Consider the following 13,169-nt stretch of genomic DNA (forward strand, 5'->3'; position numbering starts at 1 on the left):
ATCTTAGGGTTCAACGGTACTGTTGAAACTAATATTGCTGAAACTTCATTCCAATTATACTCCCTTTTTAGGATATATTCTCACTAAGACTTAATTAAATTTTTAGGAGTGTTTGGTTGTGTCATTATTGTCCTGGGAGTCCTTGAGCAAAGCCCTGCGTAGCTTTAAGCTGGACGTTTGGACTGTTTTTGTGGTAGCGATCGCTGTTTTGATTGCGACTCCGGTATTATTTGTATTAAGTAGTATTTTTGTTAATTCTAGCGAGGTCTGGAACCATTTAGGCTCAACGGTTCTCCCCGGTTATATCCTTAATTCCTTATTGCTAATCTTTGGCGTTGGTAGTCTTGTGTTGCTGCTGGGGGTGAGTAGTGCTTGGTTAGTGACCCTGTGTAGGTTTCCGGGTAGCCGTTTATTTGAATGGGGGTTGTTAATCCCCCTAGCCGCCCCTAGTTATATTCTCGCCTATGTGTACACTGAATGGTTGGAATTTTATGGCCCGGTGCAAACCCTCCTAAGAAACACTTTTGGATGGAGCGGAATTGATGACTATTGGTTTCCTGATATTCGTTCGATTTGGGGGGCAATTTTTTTATTATCTTTAACTTTATATCCCTACGTTTATTTATTAACTAGAGTTGCGTTTTTAGAACAATCAACCTGCACCTTAGAAGCAAGTCGTTCCCTCGGTTGTAACCCTTGGCAAAGTTTTTTTACCGTAGCTTTACCCCTAGCCCGTCCCTCTATTATTGCCGGATTAGCTTTAGCATTAATGGAAACATTAAACGATTTTGGAACCGTTCAATATTTCGGAGTTGATACTTTTACAACCGGAATCTATCGAACTTGGTTCGGAATGGGAGAACGGGTGGCGGCTTCCCAATTAGCGGCGGTTTTAATGTTATTTATTTTAGGATTAATTTTACTCGAACTTTGGTCACGTCGTCAAGCCCAATATTATCAAACGGGAAATCGCTTTCAATCTTTAAATCAATTTAAACTCACGGGATTTCGGGCAGGATTAGCTTTTTTTATCTGTTTATTCCCTATTGTTTTTGGGTTTCTGATTCCTAGTATTATTTTATTGAAAATGACCTTAGAAAATTTAGGAACCTTTTTTAATTCTGAGTTTTGGAGTTATGCCTTACACAGTTTAACTTTAGCGACTATTAGCGGAATTTTAGCGGTTCTGATCGCCTTAATTATGGCCTATGGTGTCCGGTTAAATGCTAATTCCCTGATGCGATTATCCACCCGTATTGCTGCTATGGGATATGCGATTCCAGGTTCGGTAATTGCGGTGGGTATTTTAATTCCTATTGGTAGATTAGATAATGCAATTGATGGGGTAATGCGGTCTACCTTTGGTATTTCTACAGGATTGTTATTGAGTGGCACAATTATCGCTTTAATTTATGCCTATTTAGTCCGATTTTTAGCAGTTTCTTTTGGGACAGTGGAATCGAGTTTAAGTAAAATCAAACCTAATTTAGATGAAGCTGCCCGTAGCTTAGGATACGGGGCGACTGGCACTTTAATTAAGGTGCATACCCCGATTATGTGGAGTGGGTTATTAACAGCCGGAATGTTAACTTTTGTTGATGTCATGAAGGAATTATCAGCGACCTTAGTGATTCGTCCATTTAATTTTGATACCTTGGCAGTTCGGGTTTATAATTTAGCTTCCGATGAACGATTAGCTGAAGCCGCTGCACCCGCATTAGCGATTGTTTTAGTGGGGATGATTCCGGTTATTTTCTTAAGTTTAAAAATCAGTCAATCCCATCACCAATAAGAAAAATCCCAGAAAACTCAGGCACTTAAGAACAGTGGTCAGAAGTTGAGTTCAGTTCTCGATTCAAGATTTCTTCAGACTGGGTTGCCAAATCGGGGGAACCTGCAAAAAGACCAATTAAGGGGTCTTCTGACTGGAGGACTGGGACAATTTCTCCTGTAGGGGGTGGCATTTTTTGTTGGACTAACTGCATAATTTGACTGGCTAGATGAATTTGATCGGGTAAGCTCAATTGTTGAGCCGCCTTGAGGAGTTCTTGAACTTTCATTAAGAGATTTCTCAAGAAATTTTATTAGGTGGTTAGATCATAATCTCTATTGTATATTTATAGAGTGCTTAAGCTAATTATTAACAACCCCCGCCGTCGTATGATTCCAACGCTCTTTAGGAACAGGATTTAACCAAACTAGATAACGCAACCGTTGTTGAAACTGTTGCAAAAATAACTGAGTCCATTCTAAATACTTAAAAGGTGACTCAGCTTTTTCTTGATGTATCACTAATTATATTAAAGATATTAAAGTTCCGTATAAATACGAATTCCCAGTTATGGTTATTTTTGTTAATGTTGAATTGACAAGTTCCCTTTGAAAGAGGATTAAGGTTATGAGTAAACAACCGCCGGAAGACAATCTAAAAGAAGCCGCAGGTTTTGCCGCCGGAGGAGCAGCAGCAGGAGCAGGAGCAAGTGCCTTATTGGGAGGAATGGGTTTAGCTATCGGTGGAACTGCTGTTGGGATTGGGATGGCGCCTGTTATGGGCTTAGGTGCAATTGTTGGACTTGCTGCCTATGGACTGATGAAAGCAACATCTAAAGACTAAAGCCAATAGCAATTTTTGTTAACTATAGGGTGGGTAACTTGACAACTGTTTTAATCTGAAGCATCAAGTCACAGTTGATCACCCACCCTACTAAAGTTTAATATCTTAAATAATTTATGGCAAAAAAACAGCCGAATCCTTTACAAAAAATGGTGCGAGGATTTCTTAGGGATATGATTAATCAGACGAATGATCAAAAACCCGATAAATCTTCAAAACCAAAACGAAAAAAACTGGTTGTTGAAAATCTCGAATTAGATCCTAAATCTAAACAGAACAAACGCTCTCGTTATATTCCGGCTTCAATCAGAGTTTCTGTTTTAACTAGAGACAATTATAAATGTCGTTTTTGTGGTCGAAGCTCTACAAAAATACAGCTAGAAGTTGATCATATTAAGCCTTTTTCACAAGGAGGAAGCCATGAGATCAATAACTTGCAGACGCTTTGTATTGACTGCAATCGAGGTAAAGGAGCCCGTCATTTAGACTAAATTAGTTTAGAAATAAATATAGAAAATTGATCAAAAAGTAGTGCGAGCGTCCTCGCTCGCTGGTACACATAGAGGTTTTCTAGGGATAAAAACCCTAACAAATATTTTGATCCTGTTCTAATTTACCCAAGACAAAATTGCGATCGCTATCAAACTCTATCAGTTTACTTTGTTTTGTTACCCGCTTAATTTTATTTAATTTGGATAAATTCAATCTGCGGTAAAAGGGGTTCTTTAACCATTGCAATACCAGTAAATCCCCAACGCTGTAAAATCGGTTTAATTTGATAACCCGTAACTGATTCTACCGCAAACCGATCTTTGACATCCGTAGCGTGTTTGTTTAAATAACTCAAAGCATCAAAATTTTCTGAAAATAATAATAAATAAGCCAATGGACTATCGGGTTCAGGATGGGAGGTAACATAACGTCCATCGGCTTTTGAGCGCAGAATATAATAAACTTCAGAGAGCATTTAAACCGTCTCCTTAAAATTGCAAACTAGGTTTAACCCAATTTATTTTGATCCTATTATCTCTATTTTACCGCTAAAATTTCAACGTAAATCTTCTAATTTAATTCTAGGGTCAACGGCTTTTAAGAGTAAATCCGCTAATAAATTCCCAATAATTAACATAACCGCCCCCATCATTAAACTCGCCATAACTAAATATAAATCCTGTTGTTGTACCGCTTGTAAAATTAATTTACCCAATCCTGGCCAGTTAAAAAAGGTTTCGGCGATAAAAGCTCCCCCTAATAAACTGGCAAATTCAAAGCCTAATAATGTGATTAAAGGGTTAATGGCATTCCGTAGGGCGTGAACATAAATCACCCGATTTTCTGGGAGTCCTTTCGCCCTCGCCGTTTGAATATAATCTTGGCGTAAAACATCTAAAAGTTGTCCTCGCATTAATCTTTGTAACCCGGCAAAACTGGTAATACTTAATGCTAATGTCGGTAAAATACTATGCCAAGCAATATCGGCTATTTTTCCCAGGGGTGATAAATCGGGAAAATTAATACTGGTCATGCCGCCAACGGGAAATAGGGGGGAGGTTTTTTGAGCTAAAAATAATAATAATAAAGCGGTGATGAAACTGGGAAAACCCTGTCCGGTGTAACTAATAACTTGCAAAAATCGGTCAGTAAAACGATTCTGATTCACCGCCCCAATTATCCCTAATGGAATGCCGATTATCCAGGTTAAAATTAACGATGAAAATGCTAATAATAATGTAGCAGGAACTCGTTCTATTAGCAAGGAAGTAACGGAACGTTGATTGGCAAAACTAAAGCCAAAATTTCCCCTAGTGACAATTTGGGTTAACCAATACCAATATTGTTCTAGGGGAGATTTATCTAGGTGAAATTGTTGTCGCAGTTGTTTTAAAGTTTCGGGGGAAATTTGAGGATTATTTGAGAGGTTATCTAAGTAATCTCCGGGGGCAAGTTGAGTAATAGTAAAACATAAAGCCGATGCTAAAAGTAGAGTTAAAAGCGCCTGTAATAATCGCTTACCAATATAGACTAATGTTTCACTCATAATCCTAATTTTACCCCTTGATAACTAACAAATTTACCCTAGAAAAACTCTAAAAATATTAATCATATTGTAATAGACTAATTACCGGAACATCGGGCAATTGTTCCCGTCCTTTTAACCCTGTAAGTTCAACCACAAAACAAAATCCTACTATTGTAGCCCCGGCTTGTTTAACTAATTCTGCGGTGGCTTTGGCTGTGCCTCCAGTGGCAATTAAATCATCAACAATTAAGACTTTATCCCCCGATGAAAGGGCATCTTGGTGCATCTCCAAACAATCTGTCCCATATTCCAATTCATATTCTGCCCGATAGACGGCTGCGGGTAATTTTTTGGGCTTACGAATTGGAATAAAACCTACTTCTAATTGATAGGCTAAAGGCATTCCAAATAAAAAACCCCTCGACTCCATTCCCAGAATATAGTCAGGAGACAAAGGACGACATTTTTCTGTTAAAGAATCAATTGTATATCGAAGTCCCTGGGGGTTTTGTAACAGGGTAGTAATATCTCGAAATAAAATTCCAGGCTTAGGAAAATCGGGAATATTGCGAATGAGAGACTTTAAATCCATGAGTATTTTAGTAAATAAGAAAATTGATTGACTCAGGGCAATTGTCTCTCATTTTGTCCGTTCTGTCGAGTTATTTTTTAGTCTGGCTTTTGGTATCTTCTTCGGGAAAACGAGTAATATCATCATCTCCTAAATATTCGCCATTTTGGACTTCAATCATCACCAAAGGAATTACCCCAGGATTTTCTAGGCGGTGGGGGGTATTCATGGGAACATAGGTGGACTGTTTTGGAAGTAATAAGGTTTCTTGTCCGCCACAGATTACCCTAGCGGTTCCAGCCACAACAATCCAGTGTTCACTGCGATGATAGTGCATTTGGGTACTGATATGATAACCCGGATTTACCACAATTCGATTAATCCGATAGCGCTCGCCTTCTTCTAGTAGGCTAACCTGACCCCAAGGCGGTGTCCGAGTCGTTGATTCTTCACTAAGGGTCGGTGATGGGGTTTTATCTTGGCTCATAATTATTTGTGGGTAATTGATTGGTTATTAATTTTAAAGCGTCTAAGGTCAATATGGATATTAAATATTATATCTCGATTTACCAAGGACTACCAATTAAGGTAAAACCCGACCAATAATAGGGGTGAGTCAGACTTTTAGAGGGTAAATTTTGCAATTCTGGAGGTAGAGGAATGGCTTGTTTATCGTCTAATTGTAAATAACCATTTTCCAATTTTATCTCTCCTTTTAAAAGTTTAATTTGTGCTTTTCTTAACGCAGTAGACTGCGTAATCCGGCATCTAAACTTAATAATAAGGTTTCAATATTTGGATGGGTCATTGGATTCATATTCCCCGGAATTGGAATAGAAAGGTTGGGAACTAAATCCGGGTATTTATTCATCGGAATCGGAGGAACAAATAGCGCGGGTGCTGGATTTGATGGTCTAAAATTAGGGTTAGTCAGCACCGGAGGTGGAACGAGTTGAGCAATAACACTGGAGGGAAAAACAGGAATTTGAGCCCCTGCTGGAAAGGTTAGGTGGCTGAAAACGAAAAGTGTAATCAATCTAGCTGTTAATTGATTGGTTTTCATTTTGTCTAACTTCCCCCAGATTTTTCTACAGCTATTTTAACGGATTTACCCCTTTTTTTAATTAATTTTTATTAACTCTTTACATTCATTATTCCTGGGCAAAAGGGAACAGGGATAATACATTAATTAGATCCAGGTTTTAACCATTGTTTCATCAGCTTAATTTCTGCTGCTTGGGAAACTAAAATAGCTTGGGAAAGTTGCTGAATTTCAGGTCGTTTTGACTTCGATTGAGCATCTTTTGCCATAATTAATGCCCCTTCATGGTGAGGAATCATCGCCTGAACAAATCGTTGATCAAAACCGCCATCAGCAGCGCCTAAATCAACCATCATCATCATTGATTCCATCTGTTCCTTAGACATGGACATACTATGACCCATAGCGGCATGATACATGATGGCATCTTTCGCTTGGGGATACCATGTTTTCCGCCATTCCTGCATCTGAGCAATTTCTTTTTTCTGGGCTTTAATAATTTCTTCTGCTAATTTTTTAAGTTCAGGATTATTAGATTTTTGAAGCACCTGTTCAGCCATTTTAATCGCCCCTTGATGGTGGGGAATCATCCCATCAATAAAGCGTAAATCATACTCAGCATCAGCCGGCCCCAAATCCATCATCATGCTATGATTTCCTGGCATCATGCCGTTATTTTGGGCTAGAACTGTTTCCGAACTAACGGGAGTTGCTGTTTCTGAAGTCATGGGTTTAGAATGGGATTGAAGCATTGTACAAGCTCCCAAAATCAAGGTAATAGGAAGACCTAGGATGGGTAATAAAAACCGAGCATTAATTTTCATAGTTTTGATGTCAAAATTAGCAAGAAAAGGATCAGTAAGTTAAGATTAAATCAAAATTTGATTTAACGCTTAAATCTTTGACTTTATTATAACACAAAAAAAATGAAATGAGCAAAAATAATTACCACTCTAATTCTTAGCAAGTGGTTAAAAATTTACTGAAAATATCAATTTAAAATTGCTGATTCATATTAGGATTAATAACAACAACCTGATCGCGTCCCTGGGCTTTAGCTTGATATAATGCCTGGTCTGCAAATTGTAATAAATTATCACAGGATTGGGTATGTTCAGGAAACCCCGCGACCCCAATTGATATAGTTACTCCTATTAAAAAATCATAGGAATACTCATACTGTAAGTTTTTAATCTTTTGACGAATTTCTTCCGCAATAATTTCAGCAACTTCAACATTTGTATTGGGTAAAATAAAGACTAATTCTTCTCCCCCATAACGATAAGCCAGATCAGAAGTTCGCATCACTCCTTGTACCGCTTGAGAGACTAATTTTAAAACAATATCTCCAGCTTTATGACCGAAATTATCGTTAAATTGCTTAAAATGATCAATATCCGCAATTAAAATACTTAAACACTCTTGTATTTTTTGGGCTGATTTGAATACCTGGGGTAATACGAGATCTAAATATCTCCGATTAAATAACCCGGTTAGGGGATCATGAATACTATCATAATGTAAGGATTCTTCGACAATATTACTATGTTCGATGGTTGTTTCTAGGATTAACTCTAAGTCATTTTTTTCCTGACTTAATAAAGTGACTAAGGATTGTAAATGTTCTTGAGATGCTTCGAGTTTGAGTTGGGCTAAATAGTGTTGTTCGATTTCGGCTTTGAGTTTTTTCTGGGATTCGCGTAACTGAGTTTCGACTAAATCTCCGTGATCAATGATAACTTCTAATAGAATTTCCAGATCAGCTTTTTCTTGTTTAAGAGTTTCTATATCTTGGCGAAGTCGGCTGATATAGTCTAACAGTTGTTTTTCAGAAAGATGCTCATTTTTCATTAACTTATACTTACCATAAAGGATGAAATTAGATTTATAACATTATTGATTTAATATTAATTCAAAAATTCATTTTATTAAAAAAAATAAATCTCCTGGGGATAGGATACTACATCTTTATAATGTTTATATAATCTATAAATATCCAGTTTAGATTTAAAATCAAAGTCTAAATGGGGATAAAATTCTATTCAATGTTTAGTTCTAAAGAGGGCATGAGTTTTGTTAGATTTTTGAGAGATTTTCCTTGCCAGGAAATTTTTTTTGAGGCTAAAACTTTTAATCTTAGTCTCTTTTTTATTGCGAACTTCAATTACAAATTTAGACAGCATATTAATACCAGAACTATTTAAAAACTCTAATTCTTGGAGATTAATAGTAATCAGGGATAGGTTTTCTTTTTGTAGATTTACCGTCGTGGGATCATCTTGATTTTCAGGAAAAAAGGTGGTGACATAATCAGCCATAAAATTAGCGGATAATCCATTATTGCGCCAACGGTGTTTCATGGGAATGGAACTCGGAGAGAAACCAATGACAAGAAATTCGTTGCTGGTTGGAGGAACTTCAACAAAGTCGCCAAAAATTTGTGTCATAAATCCTTTTGTTAACTGACCCATTATCGGCTGATCCAAAAAACTCCGTTAGCTCATTTTATCATGTCAGGGTAAAAAAATTTACTCATTCAATAAAAATTAATTAGGACTCTTTTTAATTACATTGATAAGGATTGAATCACACGCTGTAAGTAAATTTGAGCGACTTGATCCGAGGGATTTTCTTGTAGACAGGCTTCAAAGCACTGAGCCGATTCAAAAAATGCTTCCAGATGATATAGGGTTAAGGCTTGCTCAAACAAGGTTTTTGTTTCTACTTTTTTTTGATAAAGTAAGGGCGGATCGGCATCAAAAACTTCAAAAACCGAGACCATTTTTGATTTCCCTTTTACCCTAACTTTATCAATCACTCGGAAGGAATAACTATTAGGATCTTCAAGGGATAAAAATGTATGTTCACTAATTAATAAAGGAATTCCATACTGTTTACTTAATTCCTCTAAGCGAGATCCTAAATTAACCGCATCACTAATCACGGTACTATCCATTCTATGTTGTCCACCCACGATCCCTAACATTAAATCCCCGGTATTAATTCCGATCCCAATGCTAATCGGAGGGCGATCAGGACGTTGACGAGTCAGGTTATATTCTGATAATCTTTGTAACATAGAAATTCCCGCTTTCACCGCATCATCAGCACTCCCGCCAAAGAGTGCCATAATTGCATCGCCAATATACTTATCAATAAAGCCTCGATTTTCAGTAATAGCAGGTTCCATGCGGGATAAATAAGCATTAATAAATTTAAAATTATCTTCGGGGGTCATCCGTTCCGACATTTGGGTAAAACTCCGAATATCTGAGAATAAAATCGACATTCGTTTCTGTACCGCATCCCCGGATTTAACATCCACTAAACTTTCATATCCTAAAAACGATAAAAACTGATTCGGAACAAATCTTCCCGCCGCATCGGTTAATTGTTCTTCTTGATCTAAAGCCAATTCTAAATTACAATTAACCTCAAACATCTCCTCAATAAACTGTTGGCGTTCTTCCTCGGCTTTTCGGCGTTCACTAACATCTTGAAACACACCAATGGCATAGGTCACTTGACCAAATTCATCAAAAATTGGAGTTCCCCACATTTGCAAAGGTATAGTCTGATCTAAGGATATGATTTCTAAGGTATCAATGCAGCAAACGCCATCACGCAGGGCTTTAAAAATGGGTAAATTATCTAAAATATAAGGTGTTTTTGTGGCTGATGATGAATTTGAATAAACGTTCAATTGTAACGGGGGATTAGAAAATAAAACCTCAACTCCCAATAACTCTTGAGCCACTTTATTACTATAATATAACTTTCCCAGGGCATCCATAACCACAACACCTAAAGGAATCGCCTCTAAAAATTGATAGAGGTGTTGATTTTGAACCTTTAATTCTGACATCAAATCCAAATTTTCAGTTTTCAGCCTTTCGTTAAGCAGACTAATTTCTTGATAGGCTTGAGTTAATTGATTTTTCTGAACCTCACTAATTTTTTTCTCGGCTTTGAGTTGATTTAAACTCTGTTTTAATTCAATTTCTTTTTTCTCAAGGAGAAAAAGTTTTTCTTCTAAACCCTGATAGAGACGGCGTAGTTGGCGGGTCATTTGGTTAAAAGAAATAGCCAATTGTCCGACTTCATCATCAGTAACCACTGGAGCCACTAACGTCAAATCTCCATCGGAGACTTGAGTTGCTATTTCAGTAATATTGATAATTGGGCGAGTAATTTGTAGTGCTAAAATATAAACTCCAATTGCTAAAATAACCGCCGAAGTTAATCCCACCCATAAAATAATCCAAGCTAATCTTTCGGCGGGTTCATTTGCTTCAGATTGGTGCATTTCTACTAATAACGCTAATTCCTGTCTATCCAGCCAACGATAGGCTGCAATCACCGGAATCCCGGCATGATTAATATAAGTTTTATAGCCATTTTTTCCCGATAAAGCATCTTGAATACCTGGACTATTAACTTTTTTTGCAAATTCATACCGACCAAATTGTTCGGCGGTAAAAAATATCTGAGATCGATCAAATAAATAGGTTTCTCCCGTGGTTTTTAAACCTGTTTTATCAAAAACAATTTCTTCCATTTTTTTCATATTCAGGTGTACTACCAACACCCCAAATACATCCTGATTAGATCCCTTAATTGGTGTCGAGATCGTTAAATTTAGTTTATTTGTAATAGATGAAATATAAAGATTTTGAACAAAAGTCTTGTAAATACCAGATTGAAAATATTTTTCTTGATCCCGATATTGACCTTCGGATTTGGGATTAGTAGAAAAAACAATCAGAAAAATGGGTAGAAACCCCGTCCCATTCGACAAGCTCAGGGCAGGCCTTCTAGGACGGCTTTATATTTTTCCCTTTTCAGGGAGGAGGGTATGGTTACCCTCCTAACTCCTATTTCTAGGGTAAAGTTAGCTTCGCCAATGTTTTAAGAGCTTGTTAGGCTAGTAGCAATGTCTTACCCCTCGTAAAACTGTTTAACTACTAACGACAGAGCCAGGGACTAGCTATGGCTGACGCCACGCTTCGCTATCGCATCCAACAGGGTGTCATGACTCAAAAAACGTAGTCAGTTAAGACTTAGGCTGGTCAACTAACTGAAGTTAGAGGCACGAAGCCCCGTCACTTCAGTGCGGGGTGCTGACTCCCTCAATACTTAGCATAAAACGTCTGCACCCTACTTTTTTAATGATTCGGTACATTTCCTAAATTAATACTATATTCAATTTCTGAATTATTCAGGACTTACGCATCACCTCTATAGAAAATAGGAGTAATTCATGAATTACCCCTACTTATGGGCTTAAATCCCCAAATTTCCGTAAGTCCTGAATACTTTTAGACCGATAGGGGTAAGGGGGTGAGAATCTCAACTTCAGGGGTTGCTAAGGGGTGAAGATTCATCTGTTGATTAATCCTTTCTTTGGCCAAGGCCCGATATTCCCAGAAATGTTCCCCAGCCGCACATAGCCCCAGATACAGATTCAGCATTTGGGGTTTTTTCTGGAGGATGATCCAAAGCTGACTCCAAAACTGTCCTCTAATCTCAGGCCGCCGTATCCCCTGATGCCAGATCACCTGGGCTACTAATCTTAACCCTTTACCCAGGGGAAACTGCATGGTTTGTTTTTTAGTTGTGGAGCAGTTAATTTTCAGACATTGTTGCAAACAGCGACGCAGATAATTCTCTGGCTCGTATAACGTCCAAAACCCTTCGATATACTCCTGGGCGATATCGGCCATGGGGCGAGTCGGGATGAAATTCATTAGGGTATTTTGGTCGCCAGTGGGATGGCCGTTTCCCGCCATTAAGCGTTTTTCTTGTTTCAGCCGATCCCAAAGGGCCGTATTGGGGAGGGCCTGAAGGATACCAAGCATCGGTTGCGGAATACTGGTTTCTTCAATAAAGGCTTGTATCCGATCGCCCGCGCCCGCCTTCTCTCCATCAAAACCCAGGATAAACCCGGCATAAATCAGTAGCCCCGCCTGGTTAATTTTACGACAGGCTTCGGATAAGGGACTACGGGTATTCTGCTGTTTGCGGGTGAATTTCAGGCTATCTTGGTCAGGGGTTTCAATTCCTAGGAAAACCGCATAAAAACCCGCTTTCCCCATCAATTGTAAGAGTTCATCATCTTCGGCTAAATTGACCGAGGCTTCGGTAATAAAAGTGAAGGGATGGTTATGTTGCTCCATCCAGGGAATCAATTCCCGCAGAAAGGACTTAACATTCTTCTGATTACCAATAAAGTTGTCATCGACAATAAACAGAGAACCGCGCCACCCCAGATCATAGAGGGTTTGTAACTCCCCTAGGGCCTGAGACGGCTCTTTGGTGCGGGGTTTGCGGCCATACAGGGAAATAATGTCACAAAATTCGCAGTTGAAGGGACAGCCCCGGGAAAACTGCATCGCCATCATAAAATAGCTATCCCTCTGAAGCAGGTCAAAACGCGGGATCGGACTTTGGCTAACATCGGGCTTTTCAGTGGAGCGAAAGATCCCCTGGGTTTGACCTTGACTCAGAGCTTCTAGGAATAGGGGAATGGTCATTTCCCCTTCATCAAGAATCAGGAAATCAGCCCCGGCGTCGAGGGCGTCTTGGGGGACGGAGGTGGGATAGGGGCCACCCACGGCTACGGTTTTACCCAGGCGCACGGCTTTTTGAATTAGGGCTTGAAAGTCGGGTTTCTGCACTAGCATGGCGGAAAGAATCACCAGATCGCACCAGTCCCAGTCGGCTTGGGTTTCACAGGCGACATTGCGATCGCGAAATCTCATCTCCCAGTCTTGCGGTAACAGGGCTGCAACTGTAATAATACCTAATGGTGGAATTACTGCTTTGAGACCAGCAATTTCCATGAAGCGATCGTAAGACCAGAAAGATTGGGGAAATTGAGGATAAATCAGCAATATTTTCATGGATTTTTAGTTTCTAATTT

15 protein-coding genes and 2 pseudogenes are annotated in these 13,169 nt (G+C 38.7%); 3 read left to right on the forward strand and 14 right to left on the reverse strand.

What is annotated here, in order from left to right:
* Window positions 1-118 precede the first annotated feature (118 nt).
* On the forward strand, window positions 119-1,792 hold the full coding sequence (locus tag AC559H_RS17455) for an ABC transporter permease (RefSeq protein ID WP_081693742.1): 1,674 nt from the start codon (window positions 119-121) through the stop codon (window positions 1,790-1,792).
* A gap of 25 nt (window positions 1,793-1,817) precedes the next feature.
* Here the strand turns inward: AC559H_RS17455 and AC559H_RS17460 are convergent, their stop codons facing one another.
* The gene (locus AC559H_RS17460; RefSeq protein ID WP_026795459.1) at window positions 1,818-2,060 is read right to left on the reverse strand and encodes a hypothetical protein; all 243 of its coding nucleotides are present in this window, start codon (window positions 2,058-2,060) and stop codon (window positions 1,818-1,820) included.
* Between the two features lie 73 nt (window positions 2,061-2,133).
* Complete coding sequence (locus AC559H_RS17465; RefSeq protein WP_158442080.1) at window positions 2,134-2,292, reverse strand: hypothetical protein; 159 nt, start codon at window positions 2,290-2,292, stop codon at window positions 2,134-2,136.
* 106 nt (window positions 2,293-2,398) lie between these two features.
* On the opposite strand from AC559H_RS17465, the gene AC559H_RS17470 reads away from it, so the two are divergent.
* Both AC559H_RS17470 and AC559H_RS17475 read left to right on the forward strand, forming a co-directional pair.
* The gene (locus tag AC559H_RS17470; protein ID WP_051319503.1) at window positions 2,399-2,614 is read left to right on the forward strand and encodes a hypothetical protein; all 216 of its coding nucleotides are present in this window, start codon (window positions 2,399-2,401) and stop codon (window positions 2,612-2,614) included.
* A 116-nt stretch (window positions 2,615-2,730) separates the two neighbouring features.
* A complete protein-coding gene (locus AC559H_RS17475; protein ID WP_237157151.1) occupies window positions 2,731-3,105 on the forward strand; it encodes an HNH endonuclease in 375 nt (124 codons plus the stop codon).
* A gap of 191 nt (window positions 3,106-3,296) precedes the next feature.
* Here the strand turns inward: AC559H_RS17475 and AC559H_RS17480 are convergent, their stop codons facing one another.
* The 12 genes and pseudogenes from AC559H_RS17480 to AC559H_RS17535 all read right to left on the reverse strand — a co-directional run bounded on the left by AC559H_RS17480 (window position 3,297) and on the right by AC559H_RS17535 (window position 13,149).
* On the reverse strand, window positions 3,297-3,581 hold the full coding sequence (locus tag AC559H_RS17480; protein WP_026795457.1) for a hypothetical protein: 285 nt from the start codon (window positions 3,579-3,581) through the stop codon (window positions 3,297-3,299).
* Between the two features lie 81 nt (window positions 3,582-3,662).
* On the reverse strand, window positions 3,663-4,652 hold the full coding sequence (locus AC559H_RS17485) for an ABC transporter permease (RefSeq protein WP_051319504.1): 990 nt from the start codon (window positions 4,650-4,652) through the stop codon (window positions 3,663-3,665).
* Between the two features lie 58 nt (window positions 4,653-4,710).
* Window positions 4,711-5,226, reverse strand: coding sequence for an adenine phosphoribosyltransferase (locus AC559H_RS17490; protein WP_026795455.1), 516 nt, complete (start codon window positions 5,224-5,226; stop codon window positions 4,711-4,713).
* A gap of 70 nt (window positions 5,227-5,296) precedes the next feature.
* Window positions 5,297-5,692, reverse strand: coding sequence for a phosphomannose isomerase type II C-terminal cupin domain (locus AC559H_RS17495; RefSeq protein WP_026795454.1), 396 nt, complete (start codon window positions 5,690-5,692; stop codon window positions 5,297-5,299).
* 79 nt (window positions 5,693-5,771) lie between these two features.
* Window positions 5,772-5,906, reverse strand: coding sequence for a hypothetical protein (locus tag AC559H_RS17500; RefSeq protein ID WP_264477055.1), 135 nt, complete (start codon window positions 5,904-5,906; stop codon window positions 5,772-5,774).
* 38 nt (window positions 5,907-5,944) lie between these two features.
* The gene (locus tag AC559H_RS17505; RefSeq protein WP_026795453.1) at window positions 5,945-6,268 is read right to left on the reverse strand and encodes a hypothetical protein; all 324 of its coding nucleotides are present in this window, start codon (window positions 6,266-6,268) and stop codon (window positions 5,945-5,947) included.
* Window positions 6,269-6,390: 122 nt separating this feature from the next.
* The gene (locus tag AC559H_RS17510) at window positions 6,391-7,071 is read right to left on the reverse strand and encodes a DUF305 domain-containing protein (protein WP_036831574.1); all 681 of its coding nucleotides are present in this window, start codon (window positions 7,069-7,071) and stop codon (window positions 6,391-6,393) included.
* Between the two features lie 172 nt (window positions 7,072-7,243).
* Entirely contained in the window at window positions 7,244-8,098 is an 855-nt protein-coding gene (locus AC559H_RS17515) for a GGDEF domain-containing protein (protein ID WP_043937757.1), read from the reverse strand.
* Window positions 8,099-8,285: 187 nt separating this feature from the next.
* Window positions 8,286-8,481, reverse strand: a pseudogene (locus AC559H_RS17520) (slr1659 superfamily regulator); the annotation flags it as partial.
* Between the two features lie 44 nt (window positions 8,482-8,525).
* Window positions 8,526-8,694, reverse strand: a pseudogene (locus AC559H_RS17525) (slr1658 family protein); the annotation flags it as partial.
* 119 nt (window positions 8,695-8,813) lie between these two features.
* Complete coding sequence (locus AC559H_RS17530) at window positions 8,814-11,045, reverse strand: adenylate/guanylate cyclase domain-containing protein (RefSeq protein WP_071782808.1); 2,232 nt, start codon at window positions 11,043-11,045, stop codon at window positions 8,814-8,816.
* Window positions 11,046-11,565: 520 nt separating this feature from the next.
* Window positions 11,566-13,149 carry a B12-binding domain-containing radical SAM protein gene (locus AC559H_RS17535; protein WP_026795451.1) on the reverse strand — a complete coding sequence of 528 codons (1,584 nt, stop codon included), beginning with the start codon at window positions 13,147-13,149 and terminating at the stop codon, window positions 11,566-11,568.
* Window positions 13,150-13,169: the final 20 nt, after the last annotated feature.

Source organism: Planktothrix prolifica NIVA-CYA 540 (genome assembly GCF_963864145.1).
GTDB lineage: Bacteria > Cyanobacteriota > Cyanobacteriia > Cyanobacteriales > Microcoleaceae > Planktothrix > Planktothrix agardhii.